At 34.7% G+C, this 25,040-nt stretch carries 27 protein-coding genes and 1 tRNA gene; 25 read left to right on the forward strand and 3 right to left on the reverse strand.

All coding sequences use genetic code 11. The features are described 5' to 3' along the window. Window position 1 precedes the first annotated feature (1 nt). The 19 genes from map (at window position 2) to tkt (ending at window position 14,755) form a co-directional block, all read left to right on the forward strand. A complete protein-coding gene (gene map, locus CIGNP103_RS04075; RefSeq protein ID WP_086225403.1) occupies window positions 2-763 on the forward strand; it encodes a type I methionyl aminopeptidase in 762 nt (253 codons plus the stop codon). Between the two features lie 84 nt (window positions 764-847). Further along, the gene (gene infA, locus CIGNP103_RS04080; protein WP_009649712.1) at window positions 848-1,066 is read left to right on the forward strand and encodes a translation initiation factor IF-1; all 219 of its coding nucleotides are present in this window, start codon (window positions 848-850) and stop codon (window positions 1,064-1,066) included. Between the two features lie 3 nt (window positions 1,067-1,069). Then, window positions 1,070-1,681 carry a Crp/Fnr family transcriptional regulator gene (locus tag CIGNP103_RS04085; protein ID WP_086229576.1) on the forward strand — a complete coding sequence of 204 codons (612 nt, stop codon included), beginning with the start codon at window positions 1,070-1,072 and terminating at the stop codon, window positions 1,679-1,681. Window positions 1,682-1,747: 66 nt separating this feature from the next. Beyond that, on the forward strand, window positions 1,748-3,073 hold the full coding sequence (gene hcp, locus CIGNP103_RS04090) for a hydroxylamine reductase (protein ID WP_086268630.1): 1,326 nt from the start codon (window positions 1,748-1,750) through the stop codon (window positions 3,071-3,073). 226 nt (window positions 3,074-3,299) lie between these two features. Further along, window positions 3,300-3,413, forward strand: a complete 114-nt coding sequence (rpmJ, locus tag CIGNP103_RS04095) for a 50S ribosomal protein L36 (RefSeq protein ID WP_002848032.1) — start codon at window positions 3,300-3,302, stop codon at window positions 3,411-3,413. 3 nt (window positions 3,414-3,416) lie between these two features. Beyond that, window positions 3,417-3,785, forward strand: coding sequence for a 30S ribosomal protein S13 (gene rpsM / locus CIGNP103_RS04100; RefSeq protein ID WP_086225406.1), 369 nt, complete (start codon window positions 3,417-3,419; stop codon window positions 3,783-3,785). Window positions 3,786-3,794: 9 nt separating this feature from the next. Continuing rightward, the gene (gene rpsK, locus CIGNP103_RS04105; RefSeq protein ID WP_086225407.1) at window positions 3,795-4,187 is read left to right on the forward strand and encodes a 30S ribosomal protein S11; all 393 of its coding nucleotides are present in this window, start codon (window positions 3,795-3,797) and stop codon (window positions 4,185-4,187) included. Between the two features lie 27 nt (window positions 4,188-4,214). Beyond that, on the forward strand, window positions 4,215-4,841 hold the full coding sequence (gene rpsD, locus CIGNP103_RS04110) for a 30S ribosomal protein S4 (RefSeq protein ID WP_086225408.1): 627 nt from the start codon (window positions 4,215-4,217) through the stop codon (window positions 4,839-4,841). A 13-nt stretch (window positions 4,842-4,854) separates the two neighbouring features. Next, window positions 4,855-5,853, forward strand: coding sequence for a DNA-directed RNA polymerase subunit alpha (locus CIGNP103_RS04115; protein ID WP_086225409.1), 999 nt, complete (start codon window positions 4,855-4,857; stop codon window positions 5,851-5,853). Window positions 5,854-5,869: 16 nt separating this feature from the next. Continuing rightward, entirely contained in the window at window positions 5,870-6,226 is a 357-nt protein-coding gene (rplQ, locus tag CIGNP103_RS04120; protein ID WP_086225410.1) for a 50S ribosomal protein L17, read from the forward strand. Between the two features lie 261 nt (window positions 6,227-6,487). Continuing rightward, the gene (locus CIGNP103_RS04125) at window positions 6,488-7,738 is read left to right on the forward strand and encodes an autotransporter outer membrane beta-barrel domain-containing protein (RefSeq protein ID WP_086268631.1); all 1,251 of its coding nucleotides are present in this window, start codon (window positions 6,488-6,490) and stop codon (window positions 7,736-7,738) included. An 82-nt stretch (window positions 7,739-7,820) separates the two neighbouring features. After that, a complete protein-coding gene (locus CIGNP103_RS04130) occupies window positions 7,821-8,096 on the forward strand; it encodes a NifU family protein (protein ID WP_086252325.1) in 276 nt (91 codons plus the stop codon). Window positions 8,097-8,445: 349 nt separating this feature from the next. Beyond that, entirely contained in the window at window positions 8,446-8,991 is a 546-nt protein-coding gene (locus CIGNP103_RS04135) for a hypothetical protein (protein ID WP_086226573.1), read from the forward strand. Continuing rightward, window positions 8,972-10,243 (forward strand): UDP-N-acetylmuramoyl-L-alanyl-D-glutamate--2,6-diaminopimelate ligase, encoded by a 1,272-nt coding sequence (locus CIGNP103_RS04140; protein WP_086229571.1) that lies wholly within the window; start codon window positions 8,972-8,974, stop codon window positions 10,241-10,243. The genes CIGNP103_RS04135 and CIGNP103_RS04140 overlap by 20 nt, the downstream gene beginning before the upstream one ends. A gap of 2 nt (window positions 10,244-10,245) precedes the next feature. Continuing rightward, window positions 10,246-10,593 carry an aspartate 1-decarboxylase gene (gene panD, locus CIGNP103_RS04145; protein WP_086226571.1) on the forward strand — a complete coding sequence of 116 codons (348 nt, stop codon included), beginning with the start codon at window positions 10,246-10,248 and terminating at the stop codon, window positions 10,591-10,593. Window positions 10,594-10,648: 55 nt separating this feature from the next. Continuing rightward, the gene (locus tag CIGNP103_RS04150; protein WP_086226570.1) at window positions 10,649-10,957 is read left to right on the forward strand and encodes a YbaB/EbfC family nucleoid-associated protein; all 309 of its coding nucleotides are present in this window, start codon (window positions 10,649-10,651) and stop codon (window positions 10,955-10,957) included. Next, complete coding sequence (locus tag CIGNP103_RS04155) at window positions 10,954-12,024, forward strand: DUF7488 domain-containing protein (protein ID WP_086244512.1); 1,071 nt, start codon at window positions 10,954-10,956, stop codon at window positions 12,022-12,024. The genes CIGNP103_RS04150 and CIGNP103_RS04155 overlap by 4 nt, the downstream gene beginning before the upstream one ends. Further along, entirely contained in the window at window positions 12,021-12,848 is an 828-nt protein-coding gene (locus CIGNP103_RS04160; RefSeq protein WP_086268632.1) for a polyprenyl synthetase family protein, read from the forward strand. The genes CIGNP103_RS04155 and CIGNP103_RS04160 overlap by 4 nt, the downstream gene beginning before the upstream one ends. A gap of 2 nt (window positions 12,849-12,850) precedes the next feature. Next, window positions 12,851-14,755: a transketolase gene (gene tkt / locus CIGNP103_RS04165; RefSeq protein ID WP_086268633.1), complete on the forward strand. Its 1,905-nt coding sequence runs from the start codon at window positions 12,851-12,853 to the stop codon at window positions 14,753-14,755. Window positions 14,756-14,776: 21 nt separating this feature from the next. Here tkt and CIGNP103_RS04170 read toward each other — a convergent pair whose 3' ends face one another. Then, window positions 14,777-15,043, reverse strand: a complete 267-nt coding sequence (locus tag CIGNP103_RS04170; protein ID WP_086225421.1) for an HP0495 family protein — start codon at window positions 15,041-15,043, stop codon at window positions 14,777-14,779. Beyond that, window positions 15,036-15,512: a cyclic pyranopterin monophosphate synthase MoaC gene (moaC, locus tag CIGNP103_RS04175; protein ID WP_086235440.1), complete on the reverse strand. Its 477-nt coding sequence runs from the start codon at window positions 15,510-15,512 to the stop codon at window positions 15,036-15,038. Before moaC ends, CIGNP103_RS04170 begins: the two co-directional genes overlap by 8 nt. Window positions 15,513-15,706: 194 nt before the next feature. On the opposite strand from moaC, the gene CIGNP103_RS04180 reads away from it, so the two are divergent. Then, window positions 15,707-15,794: transfer RNA gene (locus CIGNP103_RS04180), tRNA-Ser, on the forward strand. 83 nt (window positions 15,795-15,877) lie between these two features. Here CIGNP103_RS04180 and rpsU read toward each other — a convergent pair. After that, window positions 15,878-16,090 (reverse strand): 30S ribosomal protein S21, encoded by a 213-nt coding sequence (rpsU, locus tag CIGNP103_RS04185; protein WP_002848116.1) that lies wholly within the window; start codon window positions 16,088-16,090, stop codon window positions 15,878-15,880. A 151-nt stretch (window positions 16,091-16,241) separates the two neighbouring features. Between rpsU and ccoG the strand changes: the two genes are divergently transcribed. The 5 genes from ccoG to CIGNP103_RS04210 all read left to right on the forward strand — a co-directional run bounded on the left by ccoG (window position 16,242) and on the right by CIGNP103_RS04210 (window position 24,765). Next, window positions 16,242-17,618: a cytochrome c oxidase accessory protein CcoG gene (gene ccoG, locus CIGNP103_RS04190; protein WP_086235439.1), complete on the forward strand. Its 1,377-nt coding sequence runs from the start codon at window positions 16,242-16,244 to the stop codon at window positions 17,616-17,618. Window positions 17,619-17,762: 144 nt separating this feature from the next. Beyond that, window positions 17,763-18,836: an efflux RND transporter periplasmic adaptor subunit gene (locus CIGNP103_RS04195; RefSeq protein ID WP_086225425.1), complete on the forward strand. Its 1,074-nt coding sequence runs from the start codon at window positions 17,763-17,765 to the stop codon at window positions 18,834-18,836. Beyond that, the gene (locus tag CIGNP103_RS04200; protein WP_086241527.1) at window positions 18,837-21,977 is read left to right on the forward strand and encodes an efflux RND transporter permease subunit; all 3,141 of its coding nucleotides are present in this window, start codon (window positions 18,837-18,839) and stop codon (window positions 21,975-21,977) included. It begins immediately after the preceding gene. Further along, window positions 21,970-23,373 carry an efflux transporter outer membrane subunit gene (locus tag CIGNP103_RS04205; protein ID WP_086241526.1) on the forward strand — a complete coding sequence of 468 codons (1,404 nt, stop codon included), beginning with the start codon at window positions 21,970-21,972 and terminating at the stop codon, window positions 23,371-23,373. The genes CIGNP103_RS04200 and CIGNP103_RS04205 overlap by 8 nt, the downstream gene beginning before the upstream one ends. An 81-nt stretch (window positions 23,374-23,454) precedes the next feature. Continuing rightward, the gene (locus tag CIGNP103_RS04210; protein WP_086233644.1) at window positions 23,455-24,765 is read left to right on the forward strand and encodes a hemolysin family protein; all 1,311 of its coding nucleotides are present in this window, start codon (window positions 23,455-23,457) and stop codon (window positions 24,763-24,765) included. The last annotated feature ends 275 nt before the right edge of the window (window positions 24,766-25,040 follow it).

Raw genomic sequence — 25,040 nt, forward strand, 5'->3', positions numbered from 1 at the left:
AATGGCTATAGGTATAAAAACTCCAAAAGAGATAGAGAGTATGCGTGCGGCTAATAAGATAGTCGCAGCTACTCTAGATCATCTCCATACTATTATTAAGCCTGGAATTTCGCTACTTGAAATTGACAAAATTTGCGAAGATATGATAGTTTCTGCTGGGGCTAAACCTGCTTTTAAAGGACTTTACGGCTTTCCAAATACAGCTTGTATCAGCGTAAATGAGGTTGTAATTCATGGAATTCCAAATGGCTATATTTTACAAGATGGCGATATAGTTTCAGTTGATATTGGTTCAAATTTAAATGGATTTTTTGGTGATAGTGCTAGGACATATCCAGTAGGCAATATCTCAAAAAGTGATGAAGATTTGATAGCTTGTAGTAAAGATGCTTTGTATTATGCTATTGATGAGATTAGGGTTGGTATGCATTTTAAAGAATTGTGCTATAAGTTAGAGCAATTTATACTATCTCGTGGGTATGTGCCTTTAAAGGGCTTTTGCGGTCATGGTATAGGTCGCAAACCACATGAAGAGCCTGAAATTCCAAATTATTTAGAAGGGACAACCCCAAAAGCTGGGCCAAAGATTAGAAATGGTATGGTCTTTTGTATCGAGCCGATGATTTGTCAAAAAGATGGCACCCCAAAGATTGCCGCAGACAAATGGACTGTTACTAGCGTAGATGGTATGCGCACTAGCCATTATGAACACTGCGTAGCTGTGATAAATGGCAAGGCTGAAATTTTAAGTAGCGTTAGCTAAAGGTTGCTTTGAGTTTAAAGAAATTTAAATTCAATTTAATTTTCTTTAAATTTGTAATAGCTGATAATAACGAAAGGAATAAATTTGGCAAAAGATGATGTTATAGAGATTGATGGTAATGTAGTTGAAGCCCTACCAAATGCCACTTTCAAAGTAGAATTAGATAATAAGCATGTGATTTTATGCCACATTGCAGGCAAGATGAGAATGCACTATATCAAAATAATGCCAGGTGATAGGGTTAAAGTGGAGCTTACGCCATATAGTCTAGATAAAGGCAGAATCACATATCGTTATAAATAATCTATGATAGAGATTTTAAAAGATAAGCTTAAAAGATTTGGCGTATCTTCGCAAGATTTAGATGAGATAGAAGAATCTTTACAAATTAAAAAATTTAGCGATGGTAGCCCCCTTGCAAAGAGCCATTATGGACTGCTGATGATAGGCTCTGGGTCTCTTAGAGTTTATACTATTTTTGGCTCTCAAGAACAGACAATTCTCACCCTTGAAAAGGGTGATGAATGGGTAATATGCCAAATTTGTACTCAAAAATCACTTCAATTAGAATTAAATCTTCAAGCTCTTGGTGATTTAGAAATTATCGCAATCCCAGATAATATTTTTAGAAATTTAAGGGAGAAATATCCTAAGCTTAGTGAGTATATTTTGACTATTTTTGCCAAGCAATTTGCTAAGAGCATAGAAGTAGCCTCAAAAAGTAAAACCATACCATTTCGTGATAGGCTGATTGAATTTATCAATAAAAATGCTATAAATAACAGCATAAAAATAACTCATCAGCAAATAGCAAATCATCTAGGCGTAACAAGAGAGAGCGTATCTAAAAACCTCAAACAGCTAGAAAAAAATGGATTTTTAACCCTATCAAGAGGTGAAATTTGTTTAGTTGTGTGAAGCGGTTACATACAAAAATATAAAAATTCTATAAAATCCAAATTTAATTTATTTTAAAGGATTTTTATGGATTTAGAGATGTTTTGTCATCAATGCGAGATGAGTGCTAATGATGGATGTGGCTCTAAAGGGCAAAGTATGGGAACTTGTGGTAAAGACGCCACGCTAGCAAGACTACAAGATATGATGATATTTGCCCTAAAGGGTCTAAGCGCATATCGCCACCACGCAAATGAATTAGGGGCTAATACAAAAAATGTAGATGATGTAATGGCTCAAACCCTGTATTTTACACTTACAAATATGAATTTTAACTTTGATCAGCATATTGAACAATTGCTAAAAGTAGGCAAAGCCGGAGTAGAAGTTATGGATATTCTAAGCAATGCTCATACAAGCAAATTCGGTATTCCGACTCCTGTAAAAATCACTCAAAACAGAGCAGAAGGCAAAGCTATTTTAGTAAGCGGACATAATCTTCATGCGCTAAAAGAGCTATTAGAACAGACCAAAGACAAAGGGATCAATATCTATACTCACTCTGAAATGCTTCCAGCTCATGGCTATCCAGAGCTTAAAAAGTATCCTCATTTAAAAGGGAATTTAGGTAAAGCTTGGTTTGACCAAACTGAGCTTTTTAATAAATTCAACGGGGCTATTTTGATGACTACAAATTGTATTGTCCCACTTCGCAAAAGTGCCAAGTATAGCGATAGATTGTTTGGATATGATATTGCTAGCACTAAAGGCATAGCTCATATTAATGGCGACGACTTTACTCCATTAATTAATAAGGCTTTAGAGCTTGATGATGTAAGCGGCTTTGATAGCGATGAAGTAATCAGCACAGGCCATCACTATAAGGCTGTTTTGCCTATGGCTGGTGAGATTTTAGAGGCAATTAAAAGTGGTAAAATTCGTAGATTTTTTGTTATAGCAGGATGTGATGCGCCGGGCAAGGGTAGAGAGTATTATAGAGAGCTAGCTCTTAGCGTGCCAAAGGATTGTGTGATTTTGACTTCAAGTTGTGGTAAATTTAGATTTAATGATATAGATTTTGGCTTAATTGAAGGGACAAATATCCCAAGATATTTAGATTTGGGTCAGTGTAATGATAGCAATGGCGGAGTAAAAATAGCTATGGCTTTAAGCGAAGCTACAGGAATAGCTATCAATGACTTGCCACTTTCAATAGTGTTAATGTGGATGGAACAAAAAGCTATAATAATATTAGTAGCACTCTTATATTTAGGTGTAAAAAATATCCATATAGGGCCTAGCTTGCCAAAATTTTTAAATAGTGAGATATTAAATTTCTTAGTAGAAAAATATAATCTATCACTAATCAGCGAAGATCCAAAAGCGGATTTAGAGAAATTTTTAAACTCTTAAGTTTTTAACAGGGCTACGGCTCTGTTAAGCGTAATCCCATTTTGATTTAAATTCAAATTTATAAATTTTAAAGCCAATTTTAGATACAATTTTGCGCTTTGCATCCAAACTGGATAAAGAAGTGTTTTCAAAGCGTGCCACTTGTTTTGAAAATAGTTGGTTTAGGCGTGTTCTTAGACCTAAGTGCAGTCTAGTAAAAGTGGTAAATAATTTTTAGGAGACTCAGATGAAAGTTCGTCCTTCTGTAAAGAAGATGTGTGACAAATGTAAAATTGTCAAACGCAAAGGCATAGTTCATGTAATTTGCGAAAATCCAAAACATAAACAAAGACAAGGATAAGGTATGGCTCGTATTGCAGGTGTTGATTTACCAAAGAAAAAAAGAGTTGAGTATGGCCTTACATATATCTATGGTATAGGGCTATATACTTCAAGAAAAATTCTTGATGCTGTAGGTATCTCTTATGACAAGAGAGTTTATGAGCTAAGTGAAGATGAAGCCGCTGCGATCAGAAAAGAGATCCAAGAGCACTATATGGTTGAAGGTGACCTAAGAAAAAGTGTAGCTATGGATATTAAGGCTTTAATGGATTTAGGTAGCTTTAGAGGCTTAAGACACAGAAAAGGTCTGCCAGTGCGTGGTCAAAAAACAAAAACAAACGCAAGAACTAGAAAAGGCAGAAGAAAAACTGTTGGCGCTGCTACTAAATAAGGATAAAATATGGCAAAGAGAAAAGTAATTAAGAAAAAAGTAGTTAAAAAAAATATAGCTAGAGGCATTGTATATGTTTCTGCTACATTTAATAATACAATGGTTACGGTTACTGATGAGATGGGTAATGCTATTGCTTGGAGTAGTGCTGGTGGCTTAGGCTTTAAAGGTAGCAAAAAATCAACCCCATACGCAGCTCAACAAGCTGTAGAAGATGCATTAAATAAAGCTAAAGAGCATGGCATTAAAGAAGTAGGCATCAAAGTTCAAGGCCCAGGTAGTGGTAGAGAAACAGCAGTTAAAAGTATCGGCGCAGTAGAAGGAATTAAGGTGCTATATCTAAAAGATATAACTCCTCTAGCTCACAATGGCTGCAGACCACCAAAACGCCGCCGCGTGTAATTGTAGATAGAATTTAGGAGAATTATAATGGCAAGATATAGAGGACCAGTTGAAAAATTAGAAAGACGCCTAGGTGTATCTCTTGCACTTAAAGGCGAAAGAAGACTAGCTGGCAAGAGCGCATTAGAAAAAAGACCATACGCTCCAGGCCAACATGGACAAAGAAAAGCTAAAGTAAGCGAATATGGCTTACAATTAAGAGAGAAACAAAAAGCTAAATTTATGTATGGCGTAAGTGAAAAACAATTTAGAAGATTATTTGCCGAAGCCGCAAGAAGAGAGGGAAATACTGGTGCACTTCTTATCTCTTTATTAGAGCAAAGACTTGATAATGTAGTTTATAGAATGGGCTTTGCATCTACTAGAAGATTCGCAAGACAGCTAGTAACTCACGGCCATATCTTAGTAAATGGCAAAAGAGTTGATATCCCTTCATACAGAGTAAGAGCCGGTGAAAAGATAGAAATTGTCGAGAAAAGCAAAGAAAACCCACAAATCGTTCGTGCTATAGAGCTTACTAATCAAACAGGCATGGTGGCTTGGGTTGATGTAGAAAAAGATAAAAAATATGGAATTTTCACTAGAATTCCAGAACGAGAAGAGGTTATCATTCCAGTTGAGGAAAGATATATAGTCGAGCTTTACTCTAAATAATAAGGAGAGTATGATGAGAAAGATAACAACATCAGCTTACATGCCTACTGATATAGAGGTTATCCCAGTAAGTGAAAATGTAGCTAAAATAGTAGCATATCCATTTGAAACTGGTTATGCAGTTACTCTAGCTCATCCGCTTCGCAGACTACTTTATACAAGTACAGTTGGATTTGCTCCAACTGCTGTTAAAATCGAGGGCGTATCGCACGAATTCGATAGTATGCGTGGTATGCTAGAAGATGTAACACTATTTATCATAAATCTCAAAAATTTACGATTTAAGCTAAAAAATGACTCAGAACATGAAGTTATCGAGTATAGCTTCAAAGGGCCAAAAGAGATAACTGGTGCTGATTTATGTAACGATATCGTTAGTATAGTAAATCCTGAAGCATATCTAGCAACAATCAATGAAGATGCTGAGCTTAAATTTACACTGGTAATAGAAAAAGGTATCGGTTATGTTCCTAGTGAAGAGATTAGAGAGAGTGTAGAGAGTGGCTATATCGCTCTTGATGCGTTTTTTACACCAGTTAAACATGCAGTTTATGAGATTGAAAATGTCCTAGTTGAGGATAATCCAGACTATGAAAAAATAGTTTTAACTATAACTACTGATGGTCAGGTGTCACCTTTAGAGGCGTTTAAAAACTCAATTGAGGCTATGTACAAGCAAATGGCAATATTTAATAATATTTTAAGTATAGACGTAAATATGGCTATGACATCATCTCAAGGTTCTAGTGAGCATTCAAAATTACTAGAGAGCATCGAAAATTTAAATCTATCAGCTAGAAGTTTTAACTGCTTAGATAAGGCTGAGATTAAATTTATCGGTGAGCTTGCTTTGATGGAAGAGAGCGAGTTAAAAGAGCTTAAAAATTTAGGTAAAAAATCTCTTGATGAGATTAAGGCTGTAATGGCTGAAATTGGCTATCCATTTAGCGAGAATAAGCTAGGCGATAGCAAAGAATCACTCAGAAAAAAGATAGCTGAGTTAAAATCATAAAAGCGAAGGAAAGATAATGAGACACAATCACGGATATAGAAAACTAGGCCGCACTAGCTCTCACCGTGCTGCTTTGCTTAAAAACCTTACGATCGCAATCGTTAAGGCTGGTAGAATTGAAACTACACTGCCAAAAGCAAAAGAGCTAAGAAGCTACGTAGAAAAATTAATTACAAGAGCTAGAAAAGGCGATTTTAACGCTCATAAATTTGTATTTGCATCTTTACAAGATAAAGAAGCTACTAACAAATTAGTTACTCAAATCGCACCAAAATATGCAAATAGAAATGGTGGCTACACTAGAATCATCAAAACACGCACCAGAAAAGGTGACGCAGCTGAAATGGCTTATATCGAGCTAGTATCTGAATAAAATTATTTGCTAGGAGAGATCCTAGCAAGTTGCTTAATTAAGTATTCTAAATTTACAAACCATACATTTTAAAAATCAAATGGGATTATATTTATAATATCTGCTCTAATAATTTTATTTGCTGGTTGTAGCGTAACAAAAAATGATGAAATTCATCATTTAACTATCCTTCATACCAACGATCATCATGGCGTTATTTTACCTATTAACTCTAAAGTCGGGTTAGCTCAACGCTCAACATATATTAATAGCGTTATTCTAATGTCTGGTGATATGCAAAACAAACCAATTAACGATAAAATCGATTTTATAGCTCAATCTGCTCAAGCATTAGGCATAAATTTAACCGCCCAAGACTTAGATATTATCACATCGCTATTTACTATAGAAGATACTAAAGGCAATGGTGTAATAGCAACTGAGGGCATAAAGCTAGCTGCTCAAGCTGCACAGGGCAATCAAGAAGCTGCTCAAATAATATCTAAAACCGCCAAAGCTATTCAAAAGAACTCGCAAGACTCTATAAATGCTACTTCAAATTTGATAAATACATTTAACTTGGCTACAAAAAATGAAGTAGGCAAAAGAATTTCAAATGTTACAACTCGCTCAAATGCGAGCCAACTTGCAAATTTCATCGAATCTCTTGAGGGGCAAAAATTTGCTGATGTTAGTAGCGGTGTACTTCTTTCAATGATGGCTGATGAGATGGCTGCGTATCAAAACTCATTTTATCTAAATGCCTTAGGTGCTAAAGGCGACTTTAAAGATGGCACAAATCCAAAAATCTACGGCGCAATTTTAGGCTATGATAGAATGATAGATGACTTGCTAATTGGTGGTTACTTCTCATATACAAATTCCAAAACTGAAAATATCAAGCTTGATAGCGATGTCTATGAACTTGGCCTTTATTCTAGATATTTTTTAGATAATAATGAATTTGGCTTTAATATAGCTGGAGGTTATGGTAAAAATGATTTAAGCTATACTCAAAATATCTTTGGGACAAATAAAATATTGCAGTCTAATTTTAACTCATCATATATTGCTTTAGGATTAGATTATGGTTATAGATTTGCCATCAATGATAATGCAAGTATTAAACCATATATTGGAGCAGATTATCTATATTCTAAAACTCAAAACTACACTCTAAAAGATGAAACCGGAGCAGACTTTCAAAAAGTACAGAGCAATACAGTTAAGAATTTAAAAGCTAAACTAGGTCTTGAAATGGTTAAAAACTTTGATGAAATTTCAATATATGCTAATGCTAAAATTAAAAGAGACTTAATCAATGATGAAGGATTTACTAGAAGCTCATTTGCAGGTTCAAGTGCTGGATTTAATATCAAAGGCAATGATAAAAAACATACAAATTTTGCACTTGATACTGGAATTGCATATAATGCAACCAAAAATCTAAGTTTAAATCTAAACCTAGGAGCTGATGTAAATAGCGATGATAAAATATATAGCACAAGTTTTGGAGCTGCTTATAAATTCTAATAAATAGAGCCTAGAAATAGGCTCCATTTAATCTAAATTTTTTATACTGCTATATAATTATTAAAAATACAAAAGGATAAAAATGATACCATTTAGCGATGAGGAGCTATATGAACCAGTTTGGCAGAGCCTTAAAGTTGTAATGCCTATGCTTGAGCGTGATGGTGGCGGTATGAAGCTTTTGGGGATTAAAAATGGAGTTGTGTATGTGCAATTAATAGGACATTGTAACGGCTGTTCTGCAAGTGGTCAGACGCTTAAATTTGGGATTGAAAAGCAGATTCGCAACGATATTCATCCAGAATTGACAGTAGTAAATATTCCAATCGGTCAAGAATTTGATATATCAAAGATGTAAAATCTTACAATGTTTCAAACTAAATTGAAATAAAATTTATTATATTTTATAAAAGATAGTGGAGATTTTGCTGTACTTTTAGTTTTAAGCAGTGAAAATGGTAAATTTTGAATTATCCCTTTTGGCGTGTGTGGTTATAGCATCTACTAGTGCAACTAAATCTAAGTTGAGATTTAAACCTAGGAGTCGATGTAAATAGCGATGATAAAAGCTATAGCACAAACTTTAGAACTACTTATAAATTCTATTAATAGAGCCTAAAAATAGGCTCTATTTAATCTAAATTTTTTATATTTTGTGTATAATTAGTCAAAATTTTTTTAAATTTATGCTATATCCAGGGGAATAGATGGAGCAAAATTACAAAGAAATTGCGATAAAATTATTTAAGCAAGGTCAATTTGAGCTAGCTAAAATAAGCCTTAGCATGGCGTATAATAAATTGCCAAGCGATGAGTTGCTTGCATTTATTGAGTTTTGCGATATAGCAAAGGATAATCCAAATGATGCTTTCTCGCTCTTTGCGATATACTTTGATCCAGCTCAAGATGACAATACGCAAATATTTAATGAGATGATTGAGATTATGCAAAGCTCAGCCCAAGAGAGCAATATGGAGATTGAAAGCCAAAATGCTATTACTTATGCTGATTTTAAAAATTTGTTAAATGAAAATAATTTTAAAAGTCTATTTGAGAGCATTTTATTTTCAACTAAAATCATAATTATGCATAAAGATGAGCTTTTTGAGCTGGTAAATTTCCTTGTAGATAATGGATTTACGGAAATTGGACTAAAGTATTTAGAGGGTTCAACTAAGATGTTTGCAGGAGATGAGCGCTTAGCAATTATGCTAGAAAAGATTAAGGATAAAGATGAAAATAGCCTTAAATAATGGATTTTTAACTGATAATTCTAATGATGTTACGACTGGGGCTTATTTTGTAGTTACTAATTCAAATTCAAAATATGCAGATGATGCACTAGATGCTGGAGCAAAACTAATTAGCCCACGACAAGCTATAGAGATTTTAGGACTTAAAGAACGTATAAAAATTATTGGAATTACAGGTACAAATGGCAAGACTACAACGGCGTTTTTACTTGCTCATACCCTCTCAAATTTAGGCTATAAATGTGCTATTAGCGGGACATGTGGATCATTTGTAGATGGTAGGCAGATTGCTAAAAAAGGGTTGACAACTAGTCAGATTCTAGAGACTCTAAGCTATATAAAAGAAGCAGTTGAATGTGATTGTAAATATTTTATAATGGAGGTTAGCTCTCATGCTATAGTGCAAAATCGTATTGAAGGGCTAGAATTTGCTTTAAAAATTTTTACGAATTTAAGTCAAGACCATTTAGATTTTCATAAAAGCTTCGATGAGTACGCTAGAGTAAAATCAAGCTTTTTATCAGATTCAAGCGATAAAATTATAAATTGCGACGATAAAAATATTAGCTATAATACTTTAAATGCACTTACCTACTCATTAAAAAACGGCAACATAATCGCTAGTAATTTTGAGCTAAAAGATGGCATAATAGCAACTATACAAAGCAAGAGCGAAATAGCAAATTTAAGCCTAAATTTGCATGGCAAATTTAATCTTTATAATGCTCTTGGCGTTATTGCTGCAAGCAAGAAGTTGCTAAATTTAGACATGCAATCTATTTGCAATGCTCTAAAAGGCTTTAGTGGAGTAGCTGGTAGAATGGAGATAGTATCTCCTGATATTATTGTAGATTTTGCACATACACCAGATGGGATAGAAAAAGTTTTAAGCTCCATAACAGAAAGAGAGTTGATAGTAGTCTTTGGTGCTGGTGGTGATAGAGATAAAAGTAAGCGAGCTATAATGGGACAAATAGTTGCAAAATATGCTAAGGTTGCAATCGTAACAAGCGATAACCCTCGTAGCGAAGATCCAAATTCAATAATAGAACAAGTCGCTTCTAAAATGCCGCCAAATACCATTAAAATTACCGATCGTAAAGAGGCCATTAAAAGGGCAATAGATATACAAAATGGCGAAGTTTTGCTCATTTTAGGCAAGGGAGATGAGGATTATCAAGAGATAAATGGGATAAAGTATCCATTTAGCGATCAAAAAATAGTAAAAGAAATATTAAGCAATAAAGGATAAAAATGAAAATACAGATGCTAGCTAGCAAAATTCACAGAGCCACAGTAACTGATGCAAATTTAAACTATGTAGGCTCTATTACAATTGATGAAAATCTGATGAAGGCTGCAAATTTAATCGAATTTCAAAAGGTTGAAATCTTAGATGTAAATAATGGTGAGAGATTTGCAACTTATGTGATAAAAGGGGAAAAAGAGGGCGAAATATGTTTAAATGGAGCAGCTGCTAGAAAGGTTTGTATAGGTGATATTATTATAATAGTTAGTTATGCTACAATGAGTGTAAAAAAGGCTAAAAAATTTAAACCAACTATTGTTCATGTAGATTCAAATAATAAAATAGATGACTAAAAAAGCCAAATTTAATGGCTCATTTGTTATAATCGCCAAAATTTAAAGGTTAAATATGTTTAAGGATTTTGATTTTTCAAAAATGGGTGAAATGTTGGCTCAAGCCCAGCAAAAAGCAAGCGAATTTGAGGCACAGATTGCTGCAAAAGAGTTTGAGAGTAAATCAGGCGGTGGATTAATTAGTGTTAAGATTAATGGCAAGGCTGAAATTCTAGATATTTGTATAGATGATTCTTTGCTTGAAGATAAGGATAGCTTGCAAATTTTGCTAATTTCAGCTGTGAATGATGCTATTAAACTAGCTAATGATGAAAAGCAAAATGCAGCCGCATCTTTACTTGGCGGTTTTGGAGGTATAAGGTGAGAAAGATTTTGGCTGCTATTTTAGTGGTTGGAGCGATTTTGCATGCCGCCCCAGAGCCGACAATCGCTGATAGAACGGCGATTTATGATAAAATGCGTGAGTCGCAGTTTAACTACAAAGATCAAACAGCAATCTCTTTAAATGGCGAATATGCTGCTGTTGTTTATGATAAGGCAAATCCACTAAATAAAAAGGATTATATTAAATTTGACCCATATTTAGGGCTATATTTGGTTAGACCAGGGTTTTCTTTGCGTGGTGCATTTATGCTTGATGAACTCGATAGTAAGCAAGATATGTGGGTTATGACGCTACAAGAAAACATTACAAATATGGGGCATATTAAGAGTTTTGGTAGCGAATTAGGTCAATTTGATGAGCTTAGCTTTAAAACAGGCAAGGTTGGAATGCTAGTATGCGATTGCGCTTCAATGGTAGGAATTAGCCTAGGCGATGATAAATTTATTCCAAATAGATATTTAAAGCATTTTATGCGATATGACGATGTGTATTATGGTGATATTGGAGTTAAATTTAGCGAAGATAATGCTACTATAAAAGTTCAAAGTGTAAATCCATTTGGTTCAGGCAAGGAGCTTAAAAGCTCTGATATAGTCGTCTCAGTAAATGGCAAAACGCCAAAAAATTTAAGAGAAATAAATGAGATGGTGCTATTTGCCGATAAGGGTTCGGTGCTTAAATTTGAGATAAAGCGTGATGGAAAACCACTAAGCTACGATGTAAAAATGGCAAATATTACAGTTAAAAATTTAGATATAAAAGAAGCTGAGAGCAATAAAACTGCAATTAAAAAAACACAGCCAAAGTCTAAATTTTCATCTGAATTTGGTGCTAGCTTGAATAAATCATTAGTTATTACAAGCATTAAGGCTAATTCAAAAGCTGCAAAATTAGGACTAAAAGCTGGTGATAAGATTATGCAAATTGATGGCGTAGCAATTAAAAGTATTTCTAAAATAGATGAGTTAATGAAAAATAAAAGTGGATTAGTATATATTTTGGTTTCTAGAGATGATTTTCAGTTTTTTGTGCGAGTAAATAGATGAGCTTTCTAGAGTATCTAGAATCAAATTTGCCTAGCGTAGAGAGTTTTCATCCATATTTTAATGAGGCTCTTGCTTGGGTTTTAAAAGCTGGAGGAAAGCATTTTCGTGCCCAATTAGTTATAGGCACTGCAAAGGCCATTAATCCATTGTGCGATCCATATGCAGCAGCTTTAGCTGTGGAGCTTTTGCATACATATTCGCTCATTCACGATGATCTTCCAGCGATGGATAATGCTAATCTTCGCCGTGGTGTGCCAACCTTGCATGTAAAATATGATGAGGTTACGGCTATTTTGGTTGGCGATGCTTTAAATACTGAAGCTTTTAGAGTGATAGCAAATTCAAATTTACCACCACACATTGCTATAAAATGCATACAAGTATTAAGTAAAAATGGCGGCCTTGATGGAATGGTAATTGGTCAAGCCATTGATTGCTATTTTGAAAATAAAAAATTAAGCTTAGATGAGCTTGAGTTTTTACATCTGCATAAAACAGGTGCATTAATTGCTGCAAGTATGCAAATTGGTGCAATAGTAGCTGGTGCAAGTGATGAAGAGTCTAATGATATATATAAGGCCGGTTTAAAACTAGGTCTTGCATTTCAAATTCACGATGATATAATAGATGCTACAAGTAGTAGCGATAAAGCTGGAAAACCTACAAATAATGATAGTTCCAAAAACTCATTTACAAATTTACTTGGTGTTGATAAAGCCATAGAAGCTAGAGATGAGCTAGAAAAGCAAATTATCAATCAAATTCAAAATCAAGATGTAAAAGAGTTGGTTTCAAACTTAATAAACAAATACCTAAAAGGATAAAAATGTATAAAAAACAGGCCGATACAATAAGATTTTTATGTGCCGATATGGTACAAAAAGCAAATTCAGGTCACCCAGGCGCACCAATGGGGCTAGCTGATATAATTGCGGTTTTAAGCACTCATCTAAATCACAATCCCAAAAATCCATCTTGGTTAAATAGAGATAGATTGATCTTTAGCGGCGGTCATGCTAGTAGCTTGGTTTATAGCTTTTTATATCTTAGTGGATATGATATTAGCTTGGATGATTTAAAGGCATTTCGCCAACTCCACTCTAAGACTCCAGGCCATCCAGAGATCGAGACTCCAGGAGTAGAGATTGCTACTGGGCCACTTGGCCAGGGCGTGGCAAATGCTGTTGGCTTTGCTATGGCGGCTAAATCGGCTGCGAATTTGCTAGGTAGCGATATCATAAATCACAAGATCTATTGTCTATGTGGTGATGGCGATTTACAAGAAGGGATTAGCTACGAGGCCTGTGCATTAGCTGGCAAGCATAATCTTGATAACCTTGTAATAATTTATGATAGCAATGAGATCACAATAGAAGGCGATACATCTATAGCTTGGGCTGAAGATGTTAAGGTTAGATTTGAAGCGGCTGGATTTGAAGTTGCTAAGATAGATGGTCATTGCTATGATGAGATCGAATTTGCCCTAAATGAAGCTAAAAACAAAACAAAGCCATATCTAATAATTGCTAAAACCAAAATCGCTAAAGGTGCTGGCGAGCTAGAAGGCAGCCACCACGCTCATGGCGCTCCGCTTGGTGCTGAAATTATCGCTAAGGCTAAAGAAGCGGCGGGATTTGACCCGAATTTGAGTTTTTTTGTAGATGATGATGTAAAATTTTGGTTTAATCTAGCCTTAGAAAGGGGTGATTTGGCAAATGCTTTATGGGATAAGAAAGTAAGCGAGTTAAGTCAAGATAAAAAAGAGTTGTTGAATTCACTCTTAAATCCTGATTTTAGCAAGATAGAATTTCCTGTTTTTAACGCTCAAAAGATAGCTACAAGAGATAGTAATGGTAAAATTTTAAATGCTATCGCCGCTGCTTTGCCAGGTTTTATAGGTGGTAGTGCGGATTTAGCACCTAGTAATAAAACAGAGTTAAAGGGCTTTGGCGACTATCCAAACGGCAAAAATCTACACTTTGGTATCAGAGAACACGCTATGGCTGCGATCTGTAATGCCTATGCTAGGTATGGAATTTTCATCCCATTTAGTGCGACATTTTTTATATTTAGCGACTATCTTAAAGCTGGAGCTAGACTTGCGGCGTTAATGGGGCTTAAACACTATTTTATCTGGACGCATGATAGTATCGGAGTAGGTGAAGATGGCCCAACACATGAGCCAATTGAGCAGCTTAGTACATTTAGGGCAATGCCGAATTTCTATACATTCCGCCCAGCTGATGGCGTGGAAAATGTAGAGTGTTGGAAGGTTGCGCTTAGGCTCAATGCGCCGTGTGCTTTTGTCTGTTCAAGACAGGGATTAAATCCATTAGATGAGCCTAAATTTGGTAGCGTGGCAAATGGTGCTTATCTCATCAAAGAGAGCCAAAATCCGCAAATTACACTAGTAGCTAGCGGTAGTGAGGTTGGATTATGCCTTGAAGCATCTAAATTATTAGAAAATAGCGGTATTGGCGTAAATGTCGTCTCTGCGCCTTGCTTTGAGCTTTTATGCGAGCAAGATGGTGATTATATTAAGCGTATATTTTCGCCTAATACTAAAATTTTAGCCGTAGAGGCAGCAAGTGCGCTTGAGTGGTATAAATTTGCTGATAATGTGCTTGGAATGAGCTCATTTGGTGCTTCGGCTCCAGCTGATGAGCTATTTAAATATTTTGGATTTAGTGCTACAAATGTAGCTAATATCGCTAAAGATATGATCAAATAAGCTCTAGCCGATTGGCTAGAGTTATAATACAAATTTAGAGTGTTTTTTAAGTAGAGTAAATAGCTCTAAACGCTCTGTGTTGTTATTTACTAATACGCTTAGATTAAAGCTTTTGAATTTAGCATTTTTGCTAGTGTGAGAGCTTTGAAGTTTGTATTCTCTATCGCCTACGCACTCTTTTATAATGCTTTTTTCATCGCTTAAACTATCAAATATTACCTTATATTCCCAAAATATTGGATAGATTATTTCTGGTTTTTTATTATTAAAATCGCAAATTTCAGCCATCATTTCTCCTATATTCTCCACTTTTACCGCCACTTTTAGATTCTAGGGTTATATCGCTAATTACCATGGATTTATCAATAGCTTTTATCATATCATAAATAGTCAAAAGCCCGATACTAACACTGCTTAAAGCTTCCATCTCTACGCCTGTTTTGCCATGAGTTATAACCCTAGAAATGAGCTTAAAACCTGGCAAATTTGGCATATCTTCTATATCGATATCGACTGAATTTAAAGCAAGAGGGTGGCACATTGGGATTAAATCGCTAGTGCGTTTAGCCCCCATAACAGCAGCTATTACTGCAGTTTGTAAAACAGGACCTTTTTTACCAGTATTTTCTTTAATAGCTGTGTAAGCTTCTTGCGACATTGTGATAGTGCCACTAGCGATTGCGACTCTTTTGGTGGTATCTTTATCGCCTACATCTACCATTTTGGGTATATTTTTTTCATTTAAATGTGTTAGCATTTTGATCCTTTTTGATTGATTATATCAAATTTTATCTTAATTATTTTCACTTTATCTTATATTTATTATATATTAAAAAATTAATTATATAATTAAAGTTCCTAAACAAATAACCTCCTTTTTGTAAAGACACTCGCTCTTTTGAGTGGGTGTTTTATCCGTTTTTAACCAGTATTTATTTTACTTATTGTTTTGGGCAGATGTCCGAGTGGTTGAAGGAGCACGCCTGGAACGCGTGTAAGGTGAAAGCCTTCGGGGGTTCAAATCCCTCTCTGTCCGCCATGAATTATAAAAAATATATTAAAGTTTTAATTTATATGGATTATTTAAATAATAAAAAGACCGCCGAAGCGATCTTTATGGCATTAGAGTCTTGACTCATAGCGTCTAAGCATATAAAGTCTTTTAAGCATTTTTTTACGAGCTGAGATTTTTTGTTTTTTACGAATTTCAGTCATAGGCTCAAAAAAGCGTCTAGCACGAACTTCAGTAACTACTAAGTTACGGTCAGTTTGTTTTTTAAAGCGTCTATATGCTTCATCAAAAGACTCATTTGGATGTACCTTAACTCCTGGCACGATCCTCACCACCTTTCGTTAAAATTTGAGCGGTAATTATAGCCAAAAATAACTTAAATTTAAATTTCTTAAACAAATAATAAAATTTGATTTAACTATATTTTAATATAATAAGGTTATAATTACGCCAAAAATCAATAAGGAATTATCAATGTCTTGTACGCCTACACACTATACCAAACGGCGATATATTGGGTATTTGATCGTTACGATTGTCGCTTTGGTGCTTCCATTTATCCGCATTAATGGCAATCATCTATTTTTGCTTAGTTTTGATAAAAAGCAACTCCATCTATTTTTTACTGCTTTTGATATGCAAGAGCTCTATTTGATGCCTTTTTTACTTATTATTTTATTTTTAAGTATATTTTTTCTCACTACTTTGGGCGGTAGAGTTTGGTGCGGTTGGAGCTGTCCGCAGACAATTTTTCGTGTAATTTATAGGGATTTGATCTGTACTAAAATTCTTAAAATTCGCAAAAATATCAAAGATAAACAAAAAGAATTTGATGAAAATATCATTAAAAAAACTATCTCAGTAATTATTTGGGCAGCTCTTGCATTTGTAGCTGCTAGTAATTTTATGTGGTATTTTGTGCCACCTGAGGATTTTTTTACTTATCTTGCTAATCCAGCCGAGCATAAGCTTTTAGTTGGAATTTTAATAGGTATTACAACATTTTTAGTTTTTGATGTGGTGTTTTTGGCTGAGAATTTTTGTATATATGTTTGCCCGTATGCTAGAGTGCAAAGCGTTATGTTTGACAATGATACAATTCAGGTGATTTATGATGAAAATCGTGGAGGTAAATTATATGATGGCCATACAAAATTAGGTAAAAAGCCAACTACTCCAGGTGCTGAGTGTATAGGTTGTGAGGCTTGTGTAAGAGTATGCCCAACTCATATAGATATTAGAAAAGGTATGCAGCTTGAGTGTATTAATTGTCTTGAATGTAGTGATGCTTGTAGCGAGGTAATGGGCAAACTAGGCAAAGAGAGCTTAATTAATTGGACTAGCGCTAAGGCTATTAAAACTAGAAGTAAGGTTAAATATTTTAGATTTAGAACAATTGGCTATATGATTGCATTATCTATTGCTGTGATTGCACTAGGGTTAATGACAACCAAAAAAGAGCATATGTTATTAAATATAAATAGGGCTACTCAACTTTATAGTATTAAGGTGCTTGATGATAATACACCAAAAGTGCAAAATGCATATACATTTTTAATACAAAATACTGATAATGTTGAGCATTCATACTATTTTGATATCAATGAGACTAGAATTAAAATCGATAGACCACTTGAGCCTATTAAATTAAAAGCTGGTGGCAAGAAAAAAGTAATTGTGGTATTAAGCACAACACAGACGCTAGTAGATGATACAAGACGAGATACTCCAATAGATATTACAATTAATGCATATGCCAAAGATGCTAAGGAGACAATTAGTGTTGATCGTAAAACTATCTTTGTATATCCTAAGCAAATTGAGCTAGAAAAAGCTATACAATCAAAATAAATTCACCTAAAAGGAGACTAATTGCTCTCCTTTTAGATAATGAATATCAAAAATAATTTACCATATTAATTTTTTCTTAACAAAATTTTTGTAAAATGTCGAAATTTAATTCAGTTCAAATACGCAATTTGAAAGGTTATTATTATGAATAAATTTGGCAAATTTTTAACTCTTGGCTTTGCTGCTTTGATGATAGTAGGTTGCAGTGATAGCAAAAAAAGCAATGCTCCACAAGCCGCTCGAGCACTTCCAGTAAGTGTAACTGTAGCAAAAATGGGCGATATTCCTATTAATCTTGAATTTAATGGTCAAGTTGTAAGCGAGATGGATGTAATAATCAAAGGCAAGGTAACTGGCTCTATTGAAAAGCAGTTTTTTACTCCAGGTAGTATGGTTAAGCAAGGCGATAAACTATATCAAATTGATGAATCAAAATATAGAGCAATCTATAATGATAGATTAGCAAATTTTAAAAACGCTAAAGCTCAATATGATAGAGCAGTAAATCTAAAAGCTAAAAATGCAATATCGGCTAAGGAATTTGACGCAGCTAGTAGCGCATACGGCTCAGCTTTAGCAAATTTAAATAACGCTAAAATTGATTTAGATTACTCTGTGGTGACTGCACCTTTTGATGGAGTTATTGGCGATACACTTAAAGATGTTGGTTCATATGTTAGCACTACTGATAATGATTTAGTTCGAATCACAAAACTAAATCCAATATTTGTTGAATTTGGAATATCAGATCGTGATAGGCTTGATATTGATGAAAAAAGCAAAAGTGGACAGTGGAAACAGCTACATTCAACAGTGCAGATAAAGTTAGCCAATGGTAATGAGTATAATGGAACTATAAGCTTTCTTGATAGCGTAGTAGATTCAAAAAGCGGCACTGTAAAAGCAAAAGCTAAATTTGATAATAATCAAACTCAAATTCGCCCAGGCGTATTTGCTGCTGTAAAAGTATATGGATTTTATCAAAAAGATGGATTTAAAATCCCACAAATTGCAGTATTACAAGATTTAGTAAATCCGTTTGTATATGTAGTAGAAAATGGCAAAGTATCAAAAAGAGCTATTAAAATAGCCTCTCAAGATGCCATTAGTGTTGTTGTATCAAGTGGATTAAAAGATGGAGATAAGGTAATTTTGGATAATTTTAAAAAGATTCAAGATGGCTCATCAGTCCAAATAGTAGAAACAAAAGGCGAGTAGATGTTTTCTAAATTTTTTATCAATCGTCCAGTTTTTGCCTGCGTAATATCTATTATTATAGTTTTAGCAGGTCTTATCGGTCTTAAAAATGCTGCTATAGAGGAGTATCCACAGCTTACGCCACCACAAATTGTGGTGCAAGCTACATATAGTGGCGCAGATGCTCAAACTATCGCAAGTGCAGTTGCAGCTCCATTAGAAGAGGCTATAAATGGCGTTGATGATATGATATATATGCAAAGTACATCAAGTTCAGCTGGTACAATGAGCTTAAATATTTTCTTTGAGATTGGCACAGATCCTCAAACTGCTTCAGTTAATGTAAATAATAGAGTAAGTCCAATTTTATCAAAACTTCCAGAAGAAGTTCGTAGAGTCGGTGTAAAAGTAGATGAGAGAAGTAGTAATATCTTAGAGGTTTTGGCTTTTTATGACCCAAGTAAAAAGATGAACGATACTGAGCTATCTAATTATGTAAGTATCAATGTTGCCGATGAGTTAAAACGCGTTAAGGGTGTAGGTGATGCTGTTGTAATTGGTAATAAAGAGTACTCTATGAGAGTATGGATAAAGCCAGATTTATTAAAGCATTATGATATGACTGTTAATGAAGTAATTAATGCTATCAAAGAACAAAACTCACAATATGCAGCTGGAAAGATAGGCGAACAACCTATGGCTACTGGAAATCCATATGTATATTCTATTAAGCCAGAAGGAAGACTAACTCAAATTAGTGAATTTGAAAATATCATAATTAGAGCTGATTTAAACGGAAATATTATTAGGTTAAAAGATGTTGCTAATGTTGAGCTTGGAGCTCAAAGTTATGCATTTTCTGGACGCTTTAATGGCGGTAGTATGGTTCCAGTACTTATATTTTTACAAAGTGGAGCCAATGCTTTAGAAACCGCCCAAGCAGTTCAAGCCAGAGTTGAAGAGTTAAAAGATAATTTTCCAGGAGATATGACTTATAGAGTGGCTTATGATACGACTGAGTTTGTTCAAGTTTCAATTGACGAGGTTGTTAAGACTTTTATAGAGGCTATTATTTTAGTTGTAATTGTTATTTATATGTTCCTTGGAAATATTAGGGCCACATTTATTCCACTGCTTACTGTTCCAGTATCAATTTTAGGTGCGTTTGCTGGAATTTATGTAATGGGATTTTCGGTAAATTTAATTACACTTTTTGCACTTATTTTAGCAATTGGAATTGTCGTTGATGATGCTATTATTGTTATAGAAAATGTCGAGCGGATACTTCACGAAGAGCCAAATTTAAGTGTAAAAGACGCAACTATCAAGGCCATGGATGAGATTATGGCACCAGTGATATCTATCGTTTTGGTACTTTCAGCGGTATTTATTCCGGTTGCATTTATGGAGGGCTTTGTAGGCGTGATACAAAGGCAGTTTGCGCTTACACTAGTTGTCTCTGTATGTATTTCTGGGTTAGTAGCACTTACTCTTACACCTGCGCTTTGTGCAATAATTTTACGCAAAAAAGAGAAACCACCATTTTGGTTTGTTCGTAAATTTAATGAATTTTTTGATTTTTCGACTAGGATTTTCTCTGCTGGTGTAGCTAAGATTTTACGTCATGTTATTATTAGTTTGATTAGTGTAGCGATTATTATATTTATGATGATTGAGCTATTTAAGGTTATTCCTAGCGGGCTTGTACCAGCTGAGGATAAAGGTAGTGTATTAACTATTATCAATCTACCTCCAGCATCTACTCTACCTAGAACGCTTGAAGATGCTGCGTTTATAGAGAGTATAGTATCTAAAAATCCAAATGTAAAAAGTGTTACTACACTAACAGGCTATGATATGATGGCTGGATCGCTTAGAGAAAATGCTGGTATGATGTTTATCACACTTCAGCCGTGGGATGAGCGTCCAGGTAAAGAGAATGCAGCTGCGACAATAGCAGGGCAGTTTATGGGAACTCTATATGGTTCTGATAGAAACTCATTAGCCTTTGTTACGACTCCACCTCCTATTATGGGATTATCAATGACTGGAGGATTTGAGCTTTATGCGCAAAATATCACAGGTAAAAACTATAATCAAATAGAAGCTGATGTGCAAAGAGTTGTGGCTAAAGCAAATCAAAGTCCGGTTTTAACTCAAGTTAGAACTACGCTAGATACAAATTTCCCTCTATATAATTTAACTTTAGATAGAGAGAAAATCAAGATGATGGGAATCTCATTTAGCGATATATTTGATACGATAAATTCAACTATCGGTCAGTATTATGTAAATGATTTTAATATTCTTGGTAAAACATATAAAGTAAATATTAGAGCATATGAGAGTTATAGAGATTCGCCTGAAGATTTAGGGTTGCTTTATGTACGTAGTAGAAGCGGTGATTTAGTACCATTAGATTCTATTATGACTCTTACAAGAGGTTTGGGGCCTGATAATGTTGATAGATTTAATGGTTTCCCAGCAGCTAAGATTATGGGTGAGCCAAGACCTGGATACACTTCAGGTGATTCTATTAAAGAGATTGAAAGAATCATTAAAGAGGAGCTTGGTAAAGAGTATAATATAGGCTGGGCAGGATCGGCATATCAAGAAGTTAGCAGTACTGGCAAAGGCGCTCAAGCTTTTGCGTTTGGACTTATATTTGTATTTTTGATTCTTGCAGCACAGTATGAGAGATGGCTAATGCCACTAGCAGTTGTAACAGCTGTGCCATTTTCTGTATTTGGAGCGTTAGCATTTACATATTTAAGAGGGCTTAGCAACGATGTTTATTTTGAGATTGGGTTACTTCTTTTAATAGGTTTAGCAGCCAAAAATGCGATTTTGATCGTTGAGTTTGCGATGCAAGAGCATTTAGCAGGCAAAAGTATAAAAGACGCTGCCATTAGTGCGTCTAAGATGAGATTTAGGCCGATTGTTATGACCTCTTTGGCATTTACTCTTGGGGTATTGCCTATGGCCTTAGCTACCGGCGCTGGAGCAGCATCACGCCACGCATTAGGCACTGGCGTTATCGGTGGTATGATAGCAGCATCTACTATTGCGATATTCTTTGTGCCACTATTTTTCTATATATTAGAAAGTTTCAATGAGTGGCTAGATAGAAAACGAGCTAAATTTGGAGCAAAAGATGAATAAGGTTATTACAATATTAATAGCAGCTATTATAAGTGGCTGCTCTCTTCGTCCTGATATGATTGAAATACAGCAAGAGTATAGATATCAAATGGATGTTTATAGCATCAATGAGAGTTGGTGGGAGAGTTTTGGTGATGAGAGGCTAAATGCTCTAATCCAAAAATCTTTAAAAAATAATAGTGATTTATTAATAGCACTAAATAATATAGAAAAAGCTAGAGTTAGTCTAAGACTTGATAGAATAGAGTATTTACCAAATATATCTTTGCAAGGTGAAGCTAGCAAGAGCGATAAAGGCTATAATAATTCTACTGTTGAACAATTCTCTCTTAGTGCAGTATTAAGCTATGAGTTGGATTTATGGGGTAGAGTAAGAAATAAAGCTAATGCTAGTGAAGCTATATATAATGCTACTAAATTTGATTATGAAAGCGCTAGAATCAGCCTAGCAAGTAGTGTGGCTAATGCCTATTTTTTGCTAATTTCATTAAGAGAACAAGAGCAAATTTTAAAAGATACCCTAATCTCATATATCCAAAGTGTAGAGTATAGGGCTATGCAATTAGCTAGTGGTGAAATAGATGAGCTAGTATATGCCCAAACAGTAGCAACCGCAGATGAAGCTAGGGCCCAGCTAGCCGGATTACAAACTCAAATTTCACAAGCAAATTCAGCCCTTGCTATTTTAGTTGGCGGAAGTCTAGATGAAATTTTATACTCTGATATAAATGTCGCAACTAGATTGCCAAATTTACCACAAGTTCCAAGTGGGATTAGTTCAGATATATTATTAAAAAGGGCTGATGTCGCAAGTGCGTTAGAGAGGCTAAAATCGAGCAATTATCTAGTTGGTGTAGCTAGAACTCAGTGGCTACCAAAAATATCACTTACTGGTATCTTTGGATATTCAAGTGCAGATTTAGATAATCTAATAAGCGTTAATAAATCTATTTGGAGCGTAGGCGGAAGTCTTATTGGGCCACTTCTTGATTTTGGAAGAACATATAATAGTGTTGAGCTTGCAAATTTAGAACAAAACGCATCATTTTTAGCCTATGATAAAGCGGTTAAAAATGCTTTTAGCGAGATTAGAACGGCTCTAGATAGTAGAAAAAACTCAATGATAAAAGCCCAAAGCACGGCAAATTTAGTCGCTAGCCAACAAAAGGTCTATGATATAGCTCAAAGTCGCTATGATGCTGGATATAGTAGCCATCTAGAGCTTTTGGACTCTCAAAGAAGTTTATTATCAGCAAAGCTTAGTTTAACAAGTGCAAATTTAGAGGCTGCAAATAGTGTAGTTGCCGTATTTAAGGCCTTTGGCGGTGGATTTGAGTATGAGAGCGATGAGGAAACTAAAGAGCTTTTAGGCATAAATGCAAATTCGCAAAATTAAATTAAATTTCAACTAAATATGCTATAATTGAGCCATTTTAAATTTTTTTAAGGAAAAGAATTGGATACTTACCCCATTATTATGATAATTTTGGCGGCCATTTTTATACTTTTAAATGGCTTTTTTGTTTTATCTGAATTTTGTATTGTTAAGGTTAGAAGATCACGCTTAGAAGAGCTTGTCAAAGAAAAACGCCCCAATGCCAAACTCGCTCTAAGAATGTCAAATTCCCTAGATACCTATCTTAGTGCCACGCAGCTTGGCATTACACTTAGCTCTCTTGCACTTGGTTGGATCGGCGAGCCAGCTGTGGCCGATATCATCAGAGAGCCATTAAAAATTATATTTGATATTGATAATACCACTACTTTACACACGGTATCTTTTGTTATTGCTTTTAGTTTCATCACTCTTTTACATGTTGTCTTAGGTGAGTTAGTACCAAAATCAGTAGCAATCGCCAAAGCCGAACAAGCCGTGCTTTTGGTCGCTAGACCATTATACTTTTTTTGGCTTATATTTTTTCCTGTTATACGCACATTTGATTTTGTAGCGGCTATGTTTTTAAAGCTTATTGGTATTAGACCTGCTAGAGAGAGCGAGTTAGCACACTCAGAAGAAGAGATTAAAATCATAGTCGGAGAGAGCTTAAAAGGTGGTGTTTTAGATAGTATGGAGAGCGAAATAATCAAAAATGCTGTGGATTTTAGCGATACAGTAGCCAAAGAGATTATGACGCCTCGTAAAGATGTGATCTGTTTAAATAAAAGATTAAGCTTTGAAGAGAATATGAGAATTGTAAGCCAAAGCAAATATACTAGATTTCCATATATAGATGGTAGCAAAGATAGCGTTTTGGGTATGATTCACATTAGAGATATATTACAAAATGACCTAGATGGCAAGATAGAAAATCTTGATAAAATAGTAAGAAAGCTTATTATTGTACCTGAAAATAGTTCAATTTCAAAGATTCTTGTAATGATGAATAAAGATAGAATCTCAGCTGCGCTAGTTGTTGATGAGTATGGCGGAACTGCTGGATTAGTAACTATGGAAGATATCATTGAAGAGATCGTAGGCGATATCAACGATGAACACGATGATAAAGATCAAAACTATAAAAAAATCTCCGATGATACATATGAATTTAATGGTAGATTTGAGCTTGAAGGTGTTGAGGAGATTATGGGAATTCACTTTGATGAAGAGACTGAGCAGCTTACGATTGGCGGATATGTCTTTAATTTATTTGAGCGTCTACCAGTAGTAGGCGATACTATAGAGGATCAAAACTGTTTATACGAAGTTGTTAAAATGGATGGAGCAAGTATTGGAGCTCTTAAAGTTACACTACTAAGCTCAAGTAGCGATGAAGAGGATTTTGATTAATAATCATCTTTAATATTTTAGCAATAAGCAAAATTTATAATTAAATTTTCTTATTGCTTTTTTCTTTAATTACATCCGTTTTTCATTTTCTTTTTAATTTATTATAATCCAATATAGTATATAAACCAAAAACTATCGAATTCACTCTTATCCCATAGTCAACCCATTAACCTCCCCAAATTTCTAAAACCCACAAATTTAATTACACCCCATAATATTTTAATATCTCACCCAATCCAATCTAAATTCCACTCTAAAAATTATAAAATACCCAA

Origin of the sequence: Campylobacter sp. P0103, assembly GCF_002139545.1 — a bacterium.
In the GTDB taxonomy this organism is placed as follows: domain Bacteria; phylum Campylobacterota; class Campylobacteria; order Campylobacterales; family Campylobacteraceae; genus Campylobacter; species Campylobacter devanensis.

What these genes read in the sequence shown, in the direction of transcription:
- map (WP_086225403.1), top strand. Translation starts at nt 2, where the DNA reads ATGGCTATAGGTATAAAAACTCCAAAAGAGATAGAGAGTATGCGTGCG.
- CIGNP103_RS04085 (WP_086229576.1), top strand. Translation starts at nt 1,070, where the DNA reads ATGATAGAGATTTTAAAAGATAAGCTTAAAAGATTTGGCGTATCTTCG.
- hcp (WP_086268630.1), top strand. Translation starts at nt 1,748, where the DNA reads ATGGATTTAGAGATGTTTTGTCATCAATGCGAGATGAGTGCTAATGAT.
- rpmJ (WP_002848032.1), top strand. Translation starts at nt 3,300, where the DNA reads ATGAAAGTTCGTCCTTCTGTAAAGAAGATGTGTGACAAATGTAAAATT.
- rpsM (WP_086225406.1), top strand. Translation starts at nt 3,417, where the DNA reads ATGGCTCGTATTGCAGGTGTTGATTTACCAAAGAAAAAAAGAGTTGAG.
- rpsK (WP_086225407.1), top strand. Translation starts at nt 3,795, where the DNA reads ATGGCAAAGAGAAAAGTAATTAAGAAAAAAGTAGTTAAAAAAAATATA.
- rpsD (WP_086225408.1), top strand. Translation starts at nt 4,215, where the DNA reads ATGGCAAGATATAGAGGACCAGTTGAAAAATTAGAAAGACGCCTAGGT.
- CIGNP103_RS04115 (WP_086225409.1), top strand. Translation starts at nt 4,855, where the DNA reads ATGAGAAAGATAACAACATCAGCTTACATGCCTACTGATATAGAGGTT.
- rplQ (WP_086225410.1), top strand. Translation starts at nt 5,870, where the DNA reads ATGAGACACAATCACGGATATAGAAAACTAGGCCGCACTAGCTCTCAC.
- CIGNP103_RS04125 (WP_086268631.1), top strand. Translation starts at nt 6,488, where the DNA reads ATGTCTGGTGATATGCAAAACAAACCAATTAACGATAAAATCGATTTT.
- CIGNP103_RS04130 (WP_086252325.1), top strand. Translation starts at nt 7,821, where the DNA reads ATGATACCATTTAGCGATGAGGAGCTATATGAACCAGTTTGGCAGAGC.
- CIGNP103_RS04135 (WP_086226573.1), top strand. Translation starts at nt 8,446, where the DNA reads ATGGAGCAAAATTACAAAGAAATTGCGATAAAATTATTTAAGCAAGGT.
- CIGNP103_RS04140 (WP_086229571.1), top strand. Translation starts at nt 8,972, where the DNA reads ATGAAAATAGCCTTAAATAATGGATTTTTAACTGATAATTCTAATGAT.
- panD (WP_086226571.1), top strand. Translation starts at nt 10,246, where the DNA reads ATGAAAATACAGATGCTAGCTAGCAAAATTCACAGAGCCACAGTAACT.
- CIGNP103_RS04150 (WP_086226570.1), top strand. Translation starts at nt 10,649, where the DNA reads ATGTTTAAGGATTTTGATTTTTCAAAAATGGGTGAAATGTTGGCTCAA.
- CIGNP103_RS04160 (WP_086268632.1), top strand. Translation starts at nt 12,021, where the DNA reads ATGAGCTTTCTAGAGTATCTAGAATCAAATTTGCCTAGCGTAGAGAGT.
- tkt (WP_086268633.1), top strand. Translation starts at nt 12,851, where the DNA reads ATGTATAAAAAACAGGCCGATACAATAAGATTTTTATGTGCCGATATG.
- CIGNP103_RS04170 (WP_086225421.1), bottom strand. Translation starts at nt 15,043, where the DNA reads ATGGCTGAAATTTGCGATTTTAATAATAAAAAACCAGAAATAATCTAT.
- moaC (WP_086235440.1), bottom strand. Translation starts at nt 15,512, where the DNA reads ATGCTAACACATTTAAATGAAAAAAATATACCCAAAATGGTAGATGTA.
- ccoG (WP_086235439.1), top strand. Translation starts at nt 16,242, where the DNA reads ATGTCTTGTACGCCTACACACTATACCAAACGGCGATATATTGGGTAT.
- CIGNP103_RS04195 (WP_086225425.1), top strand. Translation starts at nt 17,763, where the DNA reads ATGAATAAATTTGGCAAATTTTTAACTCTTGGCTTTGCTGCTTTGATG.
- CIGNP103_RS04200 (WP_086241527.1), top strand. Translation starts at nt 18,837, where the DNA reads ATGTTTTCTAAATTTTTTATCAATCGTCCAGTTTTTGCCTGCGTAATA.
- CIGNP103_RS04205 (WP_086241526.1), top strand. Translation starts at nt 21,970, where the DNA reads ATGAATAAGGTTATTACAATATTAATAGCAGCTATTATAAGTGGCTGC.
- CIGNP103_RS04210 (WP_086233644.1), top strand. Translation starts at nt 23,455, where the DNA reads ATGATAATTTTGGCGGCCATTTTTATACTTTTAAATGGCTTTTTTGTT.